Here is a 19,417-nt window from a genome sequence, read left to right on the forward strand (position 1 = left end):
TTTTATACACTGTCATGAGACAGTGTGTTCAAATGTGTTAAGTTGCCCTTGGATAATGCCTTTTACATGCTCACTTAATTCAATACTGTTCATATCTTTATAGTCTTCATATTTCATTAACGGATGAATATGCACATAGACATGAAATGGTCTTATTGGAAAATGCTTAAAGACTTTACAAACATTATATTGCGTTATGATTAACAAGTCTGCCTTGGGTTTCATGGCGAGTTTAAACGCCCCCGGTTTAAAGTCAATCATTTTATTACTACGGGAACGTCTTCCTTCGGGGAAAATCGCCATAGGAATTCCGGATTTGACGTTTTTAATCCCTTGTATAATACTTCTTGCGGCACTCCGGTTTGCTTCTTTTGCGATAAAGACATTGCCTAAAATTTTAATCCAACGTCCAAATATAGGCCATGATTTTAAAGCTTCTTTGGCAATAAAATCAAGAGGCATATGCTCAAAAATCGGTTTAATGATGATAATATCATAGTTTTCTTGATGATTTCCAACAAGAACAAATGGATGATCAGGAATATGTTCTTTACCACTCACATAGACTTTGATTCTGAAAATGTGAAGTCCAAACCGCAGTAATGCACGCGCAAACGCATGATTGAAATGATCGTCCTTTGGCTTATTTTGTCTGATAAACGATAGAAGCCATGTCATGATTAGGACAGAGATAAAAGCTATAATAAAGGCTAGGATAATAATGACTAATGTCATAATGATATCTGAGTAGTGCGTAAATTGATAGGTGTCAGTTAATATCATTATAAGCGCAGTATAGGCTAAAACAAAACTATAATAGATAAAGGTGACCATGTCGATCAGATCCTTTCATATACCGTAAATCTTAAGTCACCAGATTGCTGTTCTTGAATCTTTTTGAATTGACTATAATCAATTGCTGGGAATCGTACATCACCTTCAAAGAATTTGTCGATATGGGTAATATATAACCGATCAGCTAAATCTAATGTTAAGTCATAAATCGTTTTTCCACCGATAATAAATAACTCTTCATTACGGTCAACTTGACTTAGATAGGTTATGACATCATCAGTCACTTCGATGCCTGGATATTCAAATCCTGTTTTACTGGCTACAATATTTTTTCTTCCAGGTAAAGGCTTCTTAGTGTAAGACAATATGGATTCAAAGGTCTTTTCACCCATTAAAATGGTGTGACCCATAGTTGTTTTCTTAAAGTAAGCTAAGTCTTCTTTATAATGCCATGGCAATAAGTTGCCTTTTCCAATGACATTATTTTTTGCCATAGCGACAATTATTGAAATCATTAGACACTCACCTTCGCTTTAATCCGCGGATGCGGGTTGTATCCTTCAAGTGTAAAGTCAGCATATGTAAATGCTTCGATAGAGGTTACATCTGGATTAATATGCATGGTAGGTAATGGTCTTGGTTCTCTTGCTAATTGCGTATGGACTTGTTTTAAGTGATCTAAATAAATATGGGTATCACCTAATGTATGGACAAACTCACCAAGTTCAAGATTTGTCACCTGTGCAATCATCATCGTTAATAAGGCATAACTTGCAATATTAAAAGGCACCCCTAAAAAGACATCAGCGCTCCGTTGATAAAGTTGACAACTGAGTTTCCCATCGTTGACATAAAATTGAAACATCATATGACAGGGTGGTAATGCCATTTTATCAATGAGTGGTGGATGCCAAGCATTGACAATCATACGGCGACTATCAGGATTGTTTTTAATGGTATGAATGACCTGTTTTAATTGATCGACAACTTCACCATTAGGCCCTTCATATGCGCGCCATTGACGACCATATACAGGGCCTAAATTTCCGTGTTTCTTGGCAAATTCATCATCTGTTTTTATTTTATCAACAAACTCAGTCATTGTCTCTCCTTGAAAATCAGCATGTTTTGTATAATTTTGGTAAGGCCACTCATTCCATATCCGAACATTGTTATCCACTAAGTATTTTATATTCGTATTGCCTTGTATAAACCAAAGCAATTCATGAATGATAGATTTTAAATGCACTTTTTTAGTTGTTAACAGCGGGAAACCGTCACTTAAATCAAATCGCATTTGATATCCAAAGGTACTTAAGGTTCCTGTTCCAGTGCGATCTTCTTTTTTACTGCCATTGTCTAAGACATAATGTAATAAGTCTAAGTATTGTCTCATTTCGGTTCTTCCTCTCGATCATTAGTAATGTATTTTACCAGTTGTTTTAATAAAACAGCAATCGCAAAAATAGCCGGTATGGTGGGGGTAAATGGTCCTGCCCATAATAATACATAAGCACTTCCAAATCCAATTAAGGCGGCAGAGCCCCTTAATATACCTAATAAAACACTCACCCATGCCGGGATATAAAAGATAATTGCTGCAAACAATATATAAACAAACATATCTTTAACGAATATGTTCTCCTTTAGCCATTTTTTCATAAAATCACCAGTTTTTTTTGCTAATCATATTATATCAAAATTATATCATTATTGAAATAACAATCATAAAAAAACACTATTTTTACATAGTGTTTTTTTATACCTTACGTGTTTTTGGTTTGAGTATTAATAAATGTGATTTTCTCGGCAATAACTTCTGAGTAAGAAAATGATTTGCCCTCTTCATATTCAAAATAACGTTGAGCAAGACGTGCTTTAATACCTACAGTTGATCCTTTCTTACAATACTGTACAGTGTTTTCTGCGATGCCCCGCCATAACGAACATTTAATAAAATCTGTATCATATTCGCCTGTTTTGGCATTCTTAAATGTTCGATCCACAGCCAGTGTGATCGTGGTCACTTTTGTACCATCATCTAATGTTCTTAGTTCTGGGTCATAGACAAGTCGTCCGACTAAAATTACTTGATTTAACATAGTACCTCCTTTTTTTACTAGAATATATACTTTAGGTTTAAAAGGAAAGCTACTAAATGGCGTGATTTTGTGAGAGGGTATAGCGCATTTTATCAAATTTAGGGAGCCTTGCTGATTTATCGACACCTATTTGTCTTATTATCAAAAGATATGAGAAAATTTAGATGATTTTGCAATCTTTTTAGTAAAACAAACGATTGAGATAAATCTTATATTACGCCAACCTGTGGTGAGCTTATAGTAATAAAATAAATCAAGAATGATCTTACGGTATAGCGTTAGTTAACATATATGACTTATTTTAAGCAAATAAAAAAGAGTTTGATTTCAAACTCTTTTCATGAACGGTATTAAAACTCGATTTTCACATCTTCACGTTTTTGGATATCTGCTTCAAAGAACTCTTTTTGCTGCATGTTAATCATACCTGCGACAATACTTGTTGGGAATGTGACAATCCGTGAATTTAAAATCGAAACATTGGAGTTGTACAAACGACGTGCAGCTTGTAGATGTTCTTCAACATCACTGATGCTGTTTTGTAGACTCGCAAATGACTGTTGCGCTTTTAAATCAGGATAGGCTTCAATCGCCACATTGATTCCTGACTGCAAGGTGTTCATTTTGTTCATAAATTCTTGTTTGTCCTCCATAGACATTGAGCGTGGTTTTCCTGAACGCCATTTGGTCACATTTTCAAGTGTTTCTTTTTCATGTTTGGCATACCCTTTAACAGTATTCACCATTTTTGTTAAGACATCAAATCGTTTTGTTAACGCGACATCAATCCCACTTTCTGATTCATTGACTTTGACTTCTAGTCTTCTTAAACTGTTCATTGTTGCGATGTACCACAGTACTGGGAATATTATGATGACAGCAACAACTAGTAATACAATAACGATATTTGGCATAATGTTTCCTCCTATTTTTTAAATATTTTATTGTTTAATCTAAGTTCATGAACAACATCTTTTACAACTAATAAATCGCGTCTAAATTCTTCTATGAGTGAAGTATTAATCGGGCGATAAAGCTGTAGTTCAAAGGTATCTCGGCGGTTGTTGATGCCAATATAGAGTTTGTTTTCTATAAAGGAAAATCCAATATTCCCACGATTATGTTGTTCAAAATCCATAAGTGCTTCCATAAAATGAGGTGTTAACACATAAAACGCTGTATGATCATTGGTGGTGTAGGTCGTAAACGTATCATTAAAGGCAACACTTTCAAGTTGTACACGGTTGAAATCACGATTACTTTGCGGTCGTCCGCGTTCTAATACTTGTACAAATCCATCAAATCTCTTGTTAAAATCAAAGATGAATAAACGGCCTTGATAATATGTTTCATAGTATGTTCGTGTCCCGTTTTTGGTGTGTCTCACATGACGTTCTTCTAGCTTAACATCACTAGATTCAAATTTGACACCATCAATTTTACCTGAAATATAATCTTCAGAATGAAACCGATCAGCGCGTTTCATGAATTCACATGAATAGACATCATAAGCACTTAATCCCTTTCCTGCTGAGAAATAGCCTTCATCTAGTTCATCTTTAATCAATTCCGTCATGACTTCTGATTTAAAGCGTTTGCTGACGTCACTAAATATTACTGATCCAATAATAAGCAAAATTATACCAACAAACCCAAGGGGTAAGGCAATATATAACTTAAATGACTGCATAACAAGTAAATATGTAAATACAGCGACAACGATGGCAATCCCACCAATTGTAATGAGCCGTTCAGCTTTGCTTTTTTGTTGTTGATACGCATTTAATTTATCCATATAAACTCCTCTTATGTAAATTTCTGTGTTGCCATGATCGCTTTTTGCCATTGTGTATATAAGTGATTACGCTTAGCTTCTGTCATCTTAGGTTTAAATGTTTTATCCTCTCTTGCACAGTTTTTAAGTTCATCAATACTTGCATAAAACCCACTTGCTAAACCACTCATATAAGCCGCACCTAACGCCGTTGATTCAATGATTTGTGGACGAATGATGGTCTTGTTTAACACATCACTTTGAAATTGCATTAAAAAGTCATTCATACTGGCGCCCCCATCCACTTTTAAATATTTGGGTGTGATTTTAGATTCTTTTGCCATGACATCAATGATGTCTTTGGTTTGAAAGGCTAAAGATTGCAGTGTTGCGCGTGTAATATGTGCTTGTGTTGTGCCGCGTGTAAGACCGAAAATGGCCCCTTTTGCTTCACTATTCCAATACGGTGTACCAAGGCCAGCAAAAGCTGGTACAACGACAACCCCCCGTGTATCAGTTACTGTTTTGGCTAATGTTTCAGAATCACTAGCTGAGTCAAAGAAATGAAGATAATCTCGTAACCATTGAATCGCACTACCGGCTACAAATACACTCCCTTCAAGGGCATAAGTAACATTTCCATCGATGCTGTATGCAATGGTTGTTAGTAGACCACTTTCGGAAGTTACAGGGGTTTTTCCTGTATTCATCAGCATAAAACAGCCTGTTCCATAGGTGTTTTTAATACTTCCTTGTTCAAGACACAGTTGCCCGAACAAGGCTGCTTGTTGGTCACCAAGTACCCCAGCAATAGGAATTTCAGCCCCAAAAAACATTTCGCGAGCCGTTTGTCCAAAAATCGCATTCGAATCAACAACTTCTGGTAAACAACGCTTATTTATGCCTAATAAAGAAAGAATTTCATCATCCCAAGTGTGGGTGTGAATATTATATAATAATGTTCTTGATGCATTGGTCACATCGGTCTTATGAACTTTATGACCTGACAATTTATATAATAACCAACTATCTACGGTTCCCACCATCAGTTGGTCATTGTCCATTTTTTCTTGTATACCAGGTACATTTTCCAAGGCCCATTTAATTTTTGTCCCACTAAAATACGGATCGATAACAAGCCCTGTTTTATCCTTAAAAAAAGACGATAAACCTTGTTGTTTTAATGCTTTACAGATATCATTACTTTGTTTTGACTGCCAGACAATAGCGTCATAAAGTGGTTCACCTGTTTCTCTATCCCATAAAACGATTGTTTCACGTTGGTTTGTAATCCCAATACTGGCGATTTCTTCAGGTAGTATTTCTGCGCTTAGTAAACTCTCAGCCAAGGTGTTTAGAACGGTTCTCCATATATCATATGCGCGTTGTTCAACGGTATTTTCATCCCGATATATCATCTCAATTTCACGCTGTGCTTGTGAAACAATCCGACCTGATTTATCAAATACGATGGTTCTAGATGAGGTTGTACCTTGATCAATTGCAATCACATACTTTTGCATCTTAATCACATCCTTATCCCTATTTTACCAAAAGTCATAGAATAATTAAATAAAAAATCGATTTTATGCTATAATAAGTAAAGAAGAGGGTGATTTAGATGGAAAAAGAATTGACATTAGTCGATCCGTATGAGCATGATTTACACTGTTACGTGTGGGAAACTGACGTTGAAGTGAAAGGGATTATTCAAATAATCCATGGAGCTGGGGAACATATGAAACGCTATGAGCATTTTGCTAAAGCCTGTAATGAGGCTGGGTTTCATGTGATTGGTAGTGATTTATTAGGACATGGACTCTCCGCTACTAAAGATGATCGTGTCTTTTTCTCAGATTCTATTGGTTTCCATATTGTCTATGAAGGAATCCGAACAGTAAGGGATTATATTGAAGAACAATATCCTACTTTAGATGTTATTTTATTTGCCCATTCAATGGGATCGTTTTTCGGTCGCTATGCGATGATTCATAATCATCATCAGTATACACAAGCTATCTTCTCTGGTACTGGGGTGTTTAGTAGTTTTAAAACCCGTGTTGGTATAGTCCTTGCTAAATTAATTGCGTTGGTCCGTGGCAATGAGTATGTCAGTGATTTCTTTAATCATAGAATCTTAGATGGTCACATCAGACATATGCGTAGAAACGGCTTGATTCATCGCAAAATTGATTGGTTAACGCAAGATCGAGACATGATTAAAGCGTTCAAAGATGATCCTTTAACAGGAAAACCATTTACGATTAAAGCGCAACAAGATGTGTTAAGCATTATTCCCGAAATTCAAAACAAATCATTGATTAAAGCAGGGGCTAGTTCAGCCGCACTACTTTTCATTAGTGGTGAGTATGATGCCTTATCTGATTATGGCAATGGCATTAAGACATTATGTCGGATATATCAAGATTCGGGATATTCTAATGTGCATTATAAGGTCTTAAATAATTGTCGACATGAAATAATCAACGAAATTGAACGCGATAAACACATAGAAACGATTTTATCATTTATTCAGTCCAATTTAAAATGATGCCTTACAAATAAGGCATCATTTTTTTATGAGTATTTTAGCAGTTTGTGCATCCTTTAAGATAGCTTTTGCGTGATTGATATCATCGAGGGTAATGGTTTTAGAATAATCAAGTATGTTGAACAAATCATCCTTTAAGAAATGATATTTTGTAAATTGGTTCGCAATATATTCAATGCTATTCAAGGCATGAATAAAGCCACCTAGGATTTGCTTTTTCACACGCAAGAAATCTGTTTCATTAAACGTTAAGGTATCCAGTTCTTGTAAGTAAGTATCTAGGGCTGTTAAGAATGCCTCTGCTTGTGGTGTATTACAACTAAATAATACATTTGCTGTGTCTTGCTCAATGGTAATATCAACATCAAAAGAGTCATTAATATAACCTTTTTCAATCCATGCTTGATAGCGGTCTGTGCTTTTACCTATAATGAGTTCAAGCAACATCGCAAATATGAGTTCTTGTTTCATGACATGGTGATCCGATAATTGACTTGGATCAAGTTTAGCCCCTAAGGCACTATGGGGGACAAAAACATCTTTCTGTAACAATGTAAGGGTATCATCCACAACGTCAGTTGGCTCTTGAATGGGAGTTTCTTGTAATGTTGTATTTTTTTCTTGATAAGGAATTATTAAATTATGTAGCGTATCTTCTATCGTCTCTAAATTAACATTTCCAGCAATAACCATGACCATCTCTTTGGGATGGTAATACTGTTTGTGCACAGTGTTTAATAACTCAGGTGTAATCTGTGTGATACTCTCTTTTGTCCCTAAAACACGGTGTTTTATCGGATGATTATGATACATATTATCCATCAATGTTTCATACATGACCGCGTTAGGATCATCTTGATACATATCAATTTCTTCGGCAATAACGCTGATTTCCTTGGACACACCTTTTTCTGTAAAGGTTGGCTCGTAGACGAGATCTATCAATGTATGTAGATTGGTCTTAAGATCCTCAGAACAGGAAAAGAGATACGTTGTTTGATTATTTTGTGTATAGGCATTAACACTCGCATGGTGTTTCGCAAACTTTGTCGATAGTTCTTCCCCATCACGATCAAATAATTTATGTTCTAAGAAATGCGCTGTCCCTAAAGGAATTTCAATTGAGGTATCTGTTTTATGCAGGGTCGTTGTGTTCGCACCAAAGGGTGTGGTTAAAGTGACATAGGTTTTATGAAAGTTTGGTTTCGGTATAACAACAATAGATAAACCACTGTGATGTTGATAGGTGTAGGTAGTTTCTTGGAGCGCTTTATAGGTTGTTGTTTTCATCGTTACCCCCTTCTACAATAACCGTCACATTTAAGATGAGTTGTTTTGCACATCTTGCTATATCATCTTGAGTCACACGCTTAACAGCTTCAATCGCATGATCTGGATCAAATGGCTTATTAAAGTATAAGCCCTTAGCTAAATGATTGAGTAAGCTATAACTAGAATCTAGACTTGATATTAGAGATGTGATAATCGCTTTTTTCGCAATAGTAAGGTGATCTGTTTGGTAAGTAGTTGATTTAATCGAATCAATAACATCATTAATTAATGGTAATACCGCTTCTTCGTTTGATTTCTCAATGCCGGTATAAATAATGACACTCCCTTTAAACTGATCATAACTCGAGCCTATAAAATAACATAATCCTGCGTTATTTCTTACTTCATGAAAGAGTAGACTATCACTGCCACCACCAAGTAACGCGTTTAATACGACTAAGGTGTAGTAGTCATCATGATCGTATGTGACTGGGACACGATAACTGGTAACTAGTTTGGTTTGTTTGATGGGTTTATACAGTCTTTTATCAATTGGTTGGATATTTGAAAAATCAGATGGACTGATAAAAGAATGGGCTTTTTTCACTGTGTTGGGTTTTAAATAGTGTGATACTAAGTTTGTGACTGTCTCTTCGTCACGGTTACCAACATATTCTACATAGATCGTATCTTCTTCAATGAGTGATTGGTAACTTGCGTGTATATCCTCTAAGGTTACAGCTTCTAAATCTGCGATAGTACCGAGTGAACGTGTATGATAAGGATCACCATCATACATTGTATTATAAGTTTCTAAAAGGGCATATTTTAATGGATCAGACGCGACTTCATTCATATAGTCAATTAACGCTTGCCGTTCTTCATTAAATATTGATGGGTCAAATAATGGCGAATAGAGACTGCCACTAAGAACCTTAAATAACGCTTCTAATAAATCTTCTTTTTCTAACGTAAAGTCGTGATTAATGACGGATAGGTAAAAGGTGATAACATGGGCATTACCAACTTTTTTCACACCAACACGTAGATGTGATGCATAAAGTGATTCTAAGTGATGGTTCATCTGTTTTCGAGTGGGAAAATCTTGTGATACTGCTTTTAATAAATATGCAAGAAGCGCTCGTCGCGGAGCGCTTTTGTTTGATAAAGGACTAACAAATTGAATTTGACATTGTGAGGTTTTAAACTGTGATGTAGTTAAGCCTCTAATGTGAATCCCATTTGTTGTGGATGTAAATTGTTGCATAAAAAGTATTATTCAGCCATTTCTAAGGCAATTTTCATCATATTTGTGAACGCATTTTGGCGTTCTTCACTTGATGTTTCTTCTTTTGTCACAAGATTATCTGAAATAGTTAGTAAACAAGCCGCGTTTTTCCCTGTAACGTTGGCATTGTGGAAGAGCGCAAACGACTCCATTTCAACGGCAATACATCCTTTATTTTTATGGATGGTCTTGAACTCGTCAAAGTTTTCACGATAGAACACATCACTAGAATGAATGGTACCTTTATGGATATCAATCTCTAATGATTTTGCATATTTAGCTAATTGTTGATTTAACGCAGTAGATGGGTAGGTATATTCAACATGATCAATATCTCCCTGTGTGGATGCGAATGTTGATTCGCTCCAAGCACGGTCAACTAACACAACATCATATAAATCTAGTTCGTCAGTATAAGCACCCGCACTACCAATACGGATAATGTTTTCGACATCATAAAATTTAAATAATTCATAACTATAGATACCAATACTTGGCATCCCCATACCGCTTCCCATAACACTGATTCGTTTGCCGTTATATGTTCCAGTATAGCCAAACATGTTACGGACATTATTAAATTTAGTCACATCTTCTAAAAATGTTTCAGCAATAAATTTAGCCCGTAATGGATCGCCAGGCATTAATACTGTTTTTGCGATGTCATCCTTTTTTGCTTCAATATGTGGTGTTGCCATTAATATGCCTCCTCAGATTGTTTACCTTCCATGATTTTAACACCACTACTTGCACCAATACGTGTAGCGCCTGCATCGACCATGTTATTTAAGTCTTCTAGACTTCTTACGCCACCTGAGGCTTTGACTTCTTTATCTTTTGCGACTGATTTCATTATTTTAACATGTTTTACCGTAGCGCCACCAGTGCCAAATCCAGTTGAGGTTTTAATGAAGTCTGCCCCACCGTCTATTGCAGCTTTACCGGCTTCTTTAATCTCTTCATCTGTCAGATAACAGGTCTCTAAGATCACTTTTAATGTGTGATCGCCACAAGCCTCTTTTACAGCGTTTACTTCATCTGTGATAAATCCATAGTCATGTGCTTTCGCAGCACCAATATTTAAAACCATATCAATTTCATCTGCGCCTTTTGTTAAGGCATCTTTTGCTTCAAATACTTTTGTCTCAGTTGTGTTTGCGCCAAGTGGAAATCCAACAACCGTACAGACTAATACATCGGTATCTTTTAATGCCCGTTTCGCCTTTTGCACCCATGTTGGGTTAACACAAACACTTTTAAAATCATACCGTTTAGCTTCATCGATAATGGCATCAATTTCATGTGCCGTACCAACAGCTTTTAAGTACGTATGATCAATTAGTTTATTCGTTTTCATCTCATATCACCTTTCTTTTTACAGTTACTTTTATTATAACATATTTTAAAAATATTTCAGTTATTTTGATAGTATGGTTTTAAAGATCGTATATAAAACGACATTATAGGTCCCAAAGCAAATGCTAAAAAGACCGTTCCAAGATTCACTTTTCCAAATCCAATGTCGGTCCCGAAAATAGCGTCTGATAAAAATCCGAATACCAGCGCGAGGAGTACACCAAGGATTTCGATACCAAGCCGAACCAACCCGAGTTTTTTGGTTTTTAAGACATCCATAATCAATAACATCAACTCATCAAATACAAAAGCAGGAAATTGACTTAGCACGATTAATGATAATCCTAATGGGAGTGTTATGGTACCGACGACAAAAAGCACTACCCGTTCAATCCCAATCGCTTTAAAATCACGATAAACAACCAAATCCCAAAAATCAATGCTTATCGCTACTAACAAAATCGGAAGTAGCATAAATAAAAGATACCATTGTTTACGGCTTATAATCACGATTGTCATAATCGTTAGACTAATCATCATACTCGCCATACCGAGTGTGAAAAAGGGGATGAGTTGTGTCATAAAGGCGTGCAAACTAAAAGTTGTTGTATCCCACGCCCCAGCGCCTAAATTTGAGCGTAATAATGAGACAACGGCAAACCCTAAGATAAAAAAGCCTAGAATGTACGAGAGTATATTTTGTGCATTAAAAACAATTTTTCGTTTTTCCATAGTATGTCTCCTTTTGATCTATATCATATAAAGTATACATGAAAAAAGCCTATTTTCATAAGCTTTTTGTCTTAATCATGAACAATTGAATGACAACGATCACATAATCCGTCATCAACCTCAGGAACTACTTGCCAACAACGTTCACAAGTATGTCCTTCTGCTTTTTCAACATCAATTGATAATTCATCGAATGTGTATTCGCCAGTACCTTCAGCCATTTCAAACTGGGAAACGATAAAGACTTGACCTAGGTTCACATCTAATCCCTCTAAGAAGGTTTTTGTGTCTCCCTCAGGATACAAGGTTAATTTTGCATTGAAACTTTTACCGATCACTTTATTGTTACGGGCAGTTTCAAGCGCTTTTAGAACATTATCTCGTATCTTCATGAAACGGTCGTATTTGTCAACTAACTCAGGGTTATCAAACGTTTTAACCTCTGGCATGTTTTCTAAATAGACATGGGCTTCTTTTGCATGTGGTAAATGCGGATAGGCTTGGTGTGTTGTATGGGGTAAGAAGACAGTTAATAAGCGTAATAAATCTAATGTCATATCATATAGAACCGTTTGGATAGAACGTCTTGCATGATCATCTTCTTTTTCGATATATAAGATATCTTTTGTAAAATCAAGGTAGAACGCAGACAGTTCACGTGTGACAAAGTTAGTAATATCACGATAAACCCCATCAAATTCAAAGTGATCAAAACGCTCTAACGTTGTTTTGGTTAAGATGTTCATCTTTTGGACCATATACTGATCAATTTCTGCTAAATCATCATATGCTACTCGGTCTGTGTCTGGATTAAAATTCTTTAAGTTTCCTAGCATAAAGCGAATTGTATTACGGATTTTCCGGTAAGATTCACTAATTTGACGCATCATTTTGTTGCTAATCCGGACATCGCTTTGGTAATCGACGCTTGCTACCCATAAACGTAAGATATCTGCGCCCATTTGTTTCATCACTTTTAATGGATCAACCACATTACCGATGGATTTACTCATCTTACGACCATCACCATCAAGTACAAATCCGTGGGTTAAACACGCTTTGTATGGGCTTTTTCCAGTATGCGCAACACCGGTTGATAAACTACTGTTAAACCAACCACGGTATTGGTCACTACCTTCTAAGTATAAATCACTCGGATATGGCAGACCAAAGTCTTTCATACCACCATGGTGACTTGTACCACTATCAAACCATACATCTAAGATATCTGTTTCTTTTGTAAAAGTGCCATTTGGACTACCTGGATGGGTGAACCCTTCAGGCAGTAATTCTTCTGCGCTATGGCTAAACCAAGCGTTAGTTCCTTCTTCACTGAAGATATCAGCAACGTGATTGATGACATCTTTATCAAGGATCGCAGTCCCGTCTTCTGCATAAAACACAGGGATTGGGACACCCCAAGTACGTTGTCGACTAATACACCACGCCTTGCGGTCTTTGACCATGTTTTCCATTCGTTTTTCGCCCCATTTAGGGACCCAATTAATAGTATGGATTTCTTTAATCATGTCATCTTTTAATGACTCAATTGATGCGAACCATTGATCAGTTGCTCGAAAGATGACTGGTTTTTTAGTTCGCCAATCATGTGGGTAACTATGGGTGATGGTTTTGACTTTCAAGAGTGCACCCAAAGCTTTTAAATCATTGATAACACTATCGTTACACTCTAAGATAAACTGGCCTTTATATTGACCCGCTTCTTCAGTCATATATCCTTTTTCATCGACCGGACATAAGACATCTAATCCATAATTTTGGCCAATGATGAAGTCATCTTCACCATGTCCTGGTGCGGTATGAACAAGGCCTGTTCCCCCATCAGTCGACACGTGGTGTCCTAAAACAACAGGACTGACGCGATCATATAGGGGATGTTTATAGGTCATGTTTTCTAATTCATACCCTTTAACGTCTTGGAGGGTTTCAACAGTTTCCCATCCAAGGATATCTTTGAGTTCATTAATAAGTTCTGTTGCGACTAAGTATACGGTATCATTATCCACTTTAACAAATGAATATAAGATGTGGTCACCTACCGCAATGGCTAAATTGGCTGGAATTGTCCATGGCGTGGTTGTCCAAATAAGAAATTTAAAGTCAAAATCAAATTTTCCTAAGGTATCCACTGCATCCATTCCAACATAGATTGAAGGATCTTTAACATCGTGATACTCAATTTCTGCTTCTGCAAGTGCGGTTTCACTTGATGGACTCCAGAAGATTGGCTTGAGACCTTTAAAGATTAATCCTTTTTCAACCATATCAGCAAAAATCCGTAGTTGTGATGCCTCATATTTCGGTTTTAATGTCACATACGGATTATCCCATTCACCAAGCACACCTAAGCGCTTAAATTGGTCGCGCTGACGATCAACTTGTTCATAAGCATACGCTTCGCATTGTTTTCTAAACTCTGCCTTGCTCAGTTCATGGCGTTTAACTTTTTTATGTTTAACTAAAGCTGTTTCAATCGGTAATCCATGGGTATCCCATCCCGGTACATAGCGTGTATAAAATCCACGCATACTTTTATACCGAACAACAAAGTCTTTTAATATTTTGTTTAAGGCATGGCCAATATGAATATCACCATTTGCGTACGGTGGGCCATCATGTAATACGTACTCCGTATTCCCTTTATTTTTGTCTAACCGCTTTTGATACAAATCCATGTCTTCCCATGCTTTTTGCATCTCTGGTTCTTTGTTACCGAGGTTTCCGCGCATTGGAAAGTCTGTTTTTGGTAACTGTAAAGTGTCTTTGTAGTCTTTACTCATTGCTTTCACTCCTTCAAATAAAAAATCGTCCTCAAAAAAGGACGAAATTATTTCCGTGGTACCACCTTAGTTCTAGTTGCCTAGCACTCATTGCTCATAACGCCGAGTCGCGAAGTCACTTACTATTTTCAGTGCTTAACTCATAGGGGATATATAATAAGGCATCATTCCAAGCTTTCACCGAACCTTGGTCGCTGTAAATGTGGGACTTATCACACGTGTCCTATTCATCGTTTTCTATATTCTTTTATATTTTAACAAATTCTATCATTATTACAACCATTTTAAGTATATTTTCCAATTTTTAGTAGATATTTCCCTTTTCTTGTCGTTTTTAATGTCTCCATGATGACAAACCGGCCTTCACGATGGATTGATAAAATATCATCAATAGCAAGCATTTGTTTACTGTCATCAGTTGGAAAATGGTTAATTTTTACATGATTGTTTTTGATAAATGATTGGCTTTTACTACGCGAGGTATGTAAAATTGCTGCGACAATGACATCAAGACGCATCGAACTTACAATAATGTTGAATGGTCTTAAGGAAACGGTTTTTTCAATCGCTGATCCATCAATCTCAGTCACATGGACAGGACTTTTACCAATCTTTTCTAATCGGTAACGTAGGGTATCTTTTACATCATTTGTGACATAAACCAATCCCTTTTCTGCGATAATATCACCGACTCTGTCACGCGCAATCTCAAGTCCCATAAGACTGCCCAGTATTTTAGGATGGGTTAATTTGGCGTAAGGGTTCTTTAATGTAAGACGCAAACACGTGATATCTTCTTTGATATCAGTAAAAAAGTAGGCGCGTTGTCGCGATGGGTTTAGAAATCCCCCAGCAAAGTCAACATTGTTCCCTTTCGTGATTTGACTGATAATAGCTTGTTCTTCTTCGGTTAAGAAATGGGTGATGTGGGGTGTTTTATTCGCTAGTATAGCATGGATTTCTTGGTGGAATGCTTTTTGATTCATTAGCTACCCATCAAGAAAAGCGCTTGTTGTAAGGTATCGAGACCCCACTGATATAAAATAAATCCTAAAATCGGGGTAAAATCCATTTGGCCAAATACCAATAAGCCGCGGAATATCCGCATATATGGATTGGCTAAACGATAAATATAAAGATAAAACTTAGATTGTCTAAACTCAGGGAACCATGAGAGTAAAACATAAGCGATGAGAACATAGAAATAAATGCGCAATAACCAGTATGCGCCAAATAATAAATAATAAAGCATAGTTTGTTACTCCTTATATTGTTGTACAAAGTCTCTTAGTGTGCCATCTTTGTAATCTTGTTTTGTTGCGAATAAGAAGATATATTGTTGAATAACTTCAACTTCGCCATCAATGGCGTAGGTGATACCACTTAAAAAGGTGATAACCTTGTTCGCTTCAATGGCATTATAATCTTCAAAGTTTATGACAAGAGGAATGCCTTTTAAGAGTCGATCGCCTAGTTTATAGATGTCAATATCCTTACTCATTTTAATAAACTGCACACGGTCTATGGCTTTCTTTCGTTTAAAAAACATACTTACACCTCTTCTTTAAATAATACACTACCTAGTCTAATAAAACTAGAATTGTGCCTTAGCGCTATTTTATAATCATTACTCATCCCGATAGATAATCTGTCTAAGGAGATGTTTAATGTTTCTTTAATCGTATCTTGTAAATCGTTTAAGATTTGAAACTGTTGATTGATTACAGATTCATCATCAGTATGTGATGCCATTCCCATAAGGCCAATGAGATTAACATTAGGTAATGGTTCAATGGCTTTCACAGCATCCACAACCGCATCTTTGCTAAAGCCATGTTTATTCTCTTCATCACTGATATTCACCTGAAGAAAACAGTTTAGTGGTGTTTTACGACGTTTATTCACTTCTTTAGCGGTCTTCAATTTATGAATCGAATGCAGATAATCAATCTGATTAATCATTTTTTTAATTTTCTTGGTTTGCAATGTTCCAATAAAATGCCAGGTGATATCTAAATCAGCTAATGCCTCTTGTTTAGCTAATAAAGCACTGACTCTATTTTCACCAAAATGTTTAACACCTTGATGATACAGTTCACGCATCTTATCAGGTGTAAAATATTTGGTTGCAGCAACTAAAGTAACAGGGGTCTCTTTCAGTTCATTTAATACTTTGTTTGCAATAATCTTCATTTTTTCCTCGTCGAATAAGTATAGATACTGGTCATAAATAAGGCAATAATCGCCATTATCATCCAGATCATATCGTTTGATCGAAAGAGTAATGCAAACGTTAATAGTAGCCCCATAGTTACTGCATATATAATTGTATATCGTCGTTTATGCATTGTCTCACCTCATATCTTAAAAAAGCGCATAAGCGCTTATTTAAATCGAGATTTTAACCACGATGGAATTGAAGTTTTTGATGGTTCTTCTTCATCATCGTCATTATCTTTAGGTTTTGATTTCTTTTTCTTAGACGTGGTTTCTTCTTCAATGACTTCTTGTGGTGTTTCGTCTTCATATTCACCAGTACCAATATCACTAAAGGTCACTTTATTTTCATCGAAACCAGTTGCGATGACAGTTACAATGATTTCCTCATCGATATCTTGATTGACGGTTGCTCCATAAATAATATTAATTTCTGTAGAACTTGCGTTTTGGATGGCTTCAACCGCTTCATTGATTTCCCATAAGGCAACATTAACGTCACTCGTAATGTTAACCACAGCATCTGTAGCACCATCAATATTCGCGTCTAAAAGAGGCGAGTGAATGGCTTTTTTGGTTGCTTCAATGGCACGATTCTCTCCACTAGCAATTCCAATCCCCATTAGCGCCGTTCCTTTGTCTTTCATAACAGTTTTAACATCCGCAAAGTCAACATTGATTAAGCCAGGTACGGTAATGATTTCGGCAATACCTTGAACCCCTTGGCGTAATACTTTGTCAGCTTCTCTAAATGCTTCTAACATACTTGTTGATCGGTCGACAATATAAAGTAAACGATCGTTAGGCACAACTATAAGTGTGTCGACATACGGTTTTAAAGCATCTAATCCTTCAAGGGCAGTAGCCACGCGACGACGTCCTTCAAAACTGAACGGTTTTGTAACGATACCAATGGTTAGACATCCGGCTTCACGTGCGATTTTAGCAATGACTGGCGCAGCACCTGTCCCGGTTCCGCCACCCATCCCAGCGGTAATAAAAACCATATCCGTATCATTCAATAACTCACGCAACTCATCTTCTGATTCAATGGCGGCACGTCGTCCAATATCTGGATCAGCCCCAGCACCGAGTCCACGTGTTAACATTTTACCAATTTGAATACGTGAGTCTGCTTTTGAAAGTCTTAATACTTGTGCGTCTGTATTGATCGCAACAAATTCAACACCTTGAACCTCGTTTTCAATCATTCGGTTCACAGCGTTACCTCCGCCACCACCAACACCGATTACTTTAATTGTAGGCTTTTGATTAAAGTTATCCATTGACTCAAACATAAAAAATACCTCCAATTAACTTGTTAATTCATTATAGCATTAATAAACAAAGAAATAAATATCTTTTTAAGAAATTGACCTATTTATAGTACCGATCAAAAAATGATGTTTTAAAATCATTCAACCGATCTGCTTTTATGGCTTCTCTGATATTATACATTAATGTTTTTAAGAAATATAGGTTGTGATAGGTCACTAAACGAGGCCCAAGATTTTCATTTGCTTTAAATAAATGCCGTAAATAACTTTTGGTATAAGTTTGACAAACTTTACAATCACAGTTGGCATCGAGAGGTGATTGATCAGCTTCATAGCGTTTGCTTTTGATTGAGATCCGTCCGACACTTGTCATCGCGCTACCGTGTCTTGCTAAACGGGTTGGATTGACACAATCAAACATATCAACACCCCGAATAACCCCTTCTATGAGGTCATCTGGCGTTCCTACTCCCATTAAGTAACGCGGTTTATCTTTGGGCATATCATCTTTAAGTGCATCAAGTACCGTATACATCTCTGCTTTGGTTTCACCCACACTTAAGCCACCAATTGAATAACCATCAAAGCCAATATCGGTTAAGGCTTTGAGTGAGTGTTTTCGTAAATCAATGAATGGCCCACCCTGTACAATTCCAAATAAAGCTTGTGTATCTTTCTTTTGGTGAACGTCTTTTCCACGTTTGGCCCATCGGATTGTTCTTTCGACACTATCTTTCATATAATCATAGGAGGCATCAAATGGTGGACATTCATCAAAACTCATTATGATATCTGCGCCTAGATTGTTTTGTATGCGAATTGAATCTTCCGGGCGCATAAATAATTTAGCGCCGCTTTTGTGATGTCGAAATTCGACCCCTTCTTCCGTGATAGTACGGATATCACTAAGACTAAAGACTTGATACCCACCACTATCTGTTAATAAGGCACCATCCCATTTGCTAAAACCACGAATTCCCCCATGATCTTTTATGAGTTCATCGCCAGGTTGTAACCATAAATGGTAGGTATTGCCTAAAATTAAATCATCACTGACTTCGTGAATTTCTGTATTATCAAGTGTTTTAACGGTTGCCTTCGTGCCAACAGGCATGAATATCGGGGTTTCAAAGGTTCCGTGCGCTGTATGGAGTTTACCATAGCGTGCTCCCGTTTGTTTACACTCATGGATTAGTTCATATTTAAACATGTTATCACCGTTTCTATTGTACATAAATCTCAACAAAAGATA

Annotated in this window: 22 protein-coding genes and 1 other annotated feature; of the genes, 1 reads left to right on the forward strand and 21 read right to left on the reverse strand. The window is 36.6% G+C overall.

From position 1 onward, the window contains the following. Window positions 1–12 precede the first annotated feature (12 nt). The 8 genes from UMR38_00260 to glpK form a co-directional block, all read right to left on the reverse strand. Complete coding sequence (locus UMR38_00260; GenBank protein MEC9484289.1) at window positions 13–834, reverse strand: lysophospholipid acyltransferase family protein; 822 nt, start codon at window positions 832–834, stop codon at window positions 13–15. Between the two features lie 5 nt (window positions 835–839). Then, window positions 840–1,310, reverse strand: coding sequence for a dihydrofolate reductase (locus UMR38_00265; protein ID MEC9484290.1), 471 nt, complete (start codon window positions 1,308–1,310; stop codon window positions 840–842). Then, window positions 1,310–2,191, reverse strand: coding sequence for a thymidylate synthase (thyA, locus tag UMR38_00270; GenBank protein ID MEC9484291.1), 882 nt, complete (start codon window positions 2,189–2,191; stop codon window positions 1,310–1,312). The genes UMR38_00265 and thyA overlap by 1 nt, the downstream gene beginning before the upstream one ends. Continuing rightward, a complete protein-coding gene (locus UMR38_00275; GenBank protein MEC9484292.1) occupies window positions 2,188–2,457 on the reverse strand; it encodes a hypothetical protein in 270 nt (89 codons plus the stop codon). The genes thyA and UMR38_00275 overlap by 4 nt, the downstream gene beginning before the upstream one ends. Before the next feature lie 104 nt (window positions 2,458–2,561). Beyond that, window positions 2,562–2,897, reverse strand: coding sequence for a single-stranded DNA-binding protein (ssb, locus tag UMR38_00280; protein MEC9484293.1), 336 nt, complete (start codon window positions 2,895–2,897; stop codon window positions 2,562–2,564). A 350-nt stretch (window positions 2,898–3,247) separates the two neighbouring features. Then, window positions 3,248–3,811 carry a LemA family protein gene (locus UMR38_00285; protein ID MEC9484294.1) on the reverse strand — a complete coding sequence of 188 codons (564 nt, stop codon included), beginning with the start codon at window positions 3,809–3,811 and terminating at the stop codon, window positions 3,248–3,250. 11 nt (window positions 3,812–3,822) lie between these two features. After that, window positions 3,823–4,692 carry a DUF3137 domain-containing protein gene (locus UMR38_00290; protein MEC9484295.1) on the reverse strand — a complete coding sequence of 290 codons (870 nt, stop codon included), beginning with the start codon at window positions 4,690–4,692 and terminating at the stop codon, window positions 3,823–3,825. Window positions 4,693–4,703: 11 nt separating this feature from the next. Continuing rightward, entirely contained in the window at window positions 4,704–6,194 is a 1,491-nt protein-coding gene (glpK, locus tag UMR38_00295; GenBank protein MEC9484296.1) for a glycerol kinase GlpK, read from the reverse strand. A 98-nt stretch (window positions 6,195–6,292) separates the two neighbouring features. On the opposite strand from glpK, the gene UMR38_00300 reads away from it, so the two are divergent. Continuing rightward, window positions 6,293–7,222, forward strand: coding sequence for an alpha/beta fold hydrolase (locus UMR38_00300; protein ID MEC9484297.1), 930 nt, complete (start codon window positions 6,293–6,295; stop codon window positions 7,220–7,222). Between the two features lie 18 nt (window positions 7,223–7,240). Here UMR38_00300 and UMR38_00305 read toward each other — a convergent pair whose 3' ends face one another. The 13 genes from UMR38_00305 to tgt all read right to left on the reverse strand — a co-directional run bounded on the left by UMR38_00305 (window position 7,241) and on the right by tgt (window position 19,375). Continuing rightward, window positions 7,241–8,512, reverse strand: coding sequence for a pitrilysin family protein (locus UMR38_00305; protein MEC9484298.1), 1,272 nt, complete (start codon window positions 8,510–8,512; stop codon window positions 7,241–7,243). Beyond that, a complete protein-coding gene (locus tag UMR38_00310) occupies window positions 8,493–9,761 on the reverse strand; it encodes a pitrilysin family protein (protein MEC9484299.1) in 1,269 nt (422 codons plus the stop codon). The genes UMR38_00305 and UMR38_00310 overlap by 20 nt, the downstream gene beginning before the upstream one ends. Window positions 9,762–9,769: 8 nt before the next feature. Continuing rightward, window positions 9,770–10,480 (reverse strand): purine-nucleoside phosphorylase, encoded by a 711-nt coding sequence (gene deoD, locus UMR38_00315; GenBank protein ID MEC9484300.1) that lies wholly within the window; start codon window positions 10,478–10,480, stop codon window positions 9,770–9,772. Further along, window positions 10,480–11,139: a deoxyribose-phosphate aldolase gene (gene deoC / locus UMR38_00320; GenBank protein MEC9484301.1), complete on the reverse strand. Its 660-nt coding sequence runs from the start codon at window positions 11,137–11,139 to the stop codon at window positions 10,480–10,482. Before deoC ends, deoD begins: the two co-directional genes overlap by 1 nt. Window positions 11,140–11,195: 56 nt before the next feature. Next, complete coding sequence (locus UMR38_00325; protein ID MEC9484302.1) at window positions 11,196–11,870, reverse strand: hypothetical protein; 675 nt, start codon at window positions 11,868–11,870, stop codon at window positions 11,196–11,198. Between the two features lie 71 nt (window positions 11,871–11,941). Beyond that, window positions 11,942–14,671 carry an isoleucine--tRNA ligase gene (ileS, locus tag UMR38_00330; protein ID MEC9484303.1) on the reverse strand — a complete coding sequence of 910 codons (2,730 nt, stop codon included), beginning with the start codon at window positions 14,669–14,671 and terminating at the stop codon, window positions 11,942–11,944. A 34-nt stretch (window positions 14,672–14,705) separates the two neighbouring features. After that, window positions 14,706–14,911 (reverse strand) — a binding site (T-box leader). 44 nt (window positions 14,912–14,955) lie between these two features. Then, window positions 14,956–15,657: a YlmH/Sll1252 family protein gene (locus UMR38_00335; GenBank protein ID MEC9484304.1), complete on the reverse strand. Its 702-nt coding sequence runs from the start codon at window positions 15,655–15,657 to the stop codon at window positions 14,956–14,958. After that, entirely contained in the window at window positions 15,657–15,923 is a 267-nt protein-coding gene (locus tag UMR38_00340) for a YggT family protein (GenBank protein ID MEC9484305.1), read from the reverse strand. Before UMR38_00340 ends, UMR38_00335 begins: the two co-directional genes overlap by 1 nt. Before the next feature lie 6 nt (window positions 15,924–15,929). Then, complete coding sequence (locus UMR38_00345; protein ID MEC9484306.1) at window positions 15,930–16,220, reverse strand: cell division protein SepF; 291 nt, start codon at window positions 16,218–16,220, stop codon at window positions 15,930–15,932. A gap of 2 nt (window positions 16,221–16,222) precedes the next feature. Continuing rightward, window positions 16,223–16,864 (reverse strand): YggS family pyridoxal phosphate-dependent enzyme, encoded by a 642-nt coding sequence (locus UMR38_00350; GenBank protein MEC9484307.1) that lies wholly within the window; start codon window positions 16,862–16,864, stop codon window positions 16,223–16,225. Further along, window positions 16,861–17,019 carry a hypothetical protein gene (locus tag UMR38_00355; GenBank protein MEC9484308.1) on the reverse strand — a complete coding sequence of 53 codons (159 nt, stop codon included), beginning with the start codon at window positions 17,017–17,019 and terminating at the stop codon, window positions 16,861–16,863. The genes UMR38_00350 and UMR38_00355 overlap by 4 nt, the downstream gene beginning before the upstream one ends. A gap of 36 nt (window positions 17,020–17,055) precedes the next feature. Beyond that, on the reverse strand, window positions 17,056–18,186 hold the full coding sequence (gene ftsZ / locus UMR38_00360) for a cell division protein FtsZ (protein MEC9484309.1): 1,131 nt from the start codon (window positions 18,184–18,186) through the stop codon (window positions 17,056–17,058). 79 nt (window positions 18,187–18,265) lie between these two features. Next, the gene (gene tgt, locus UMR38_00365; protein ID MEC9484310.1) at window positions 18,266–19,375 is read right to left on the reverse strand and encodes a tRNA guanosine(34) transglycosylase Tgt; all 1,110 of its coding nucleotides are present in this window, start codon (window positions 19,373–19,375) and stop codon (window positions 18,266–18,268) included. Window positions 19,376–19,417: the final 42 nt, after the last annotated feature.

It is taken from the genome of Candidatus Izemoplasma sp., from assembly GCA_036172455.1.
GTDB lineage: Bacteria > Bacillota_I > Bacilli_A > Izemoplasmatales > Izemoplasmataceae > JAIPGF01.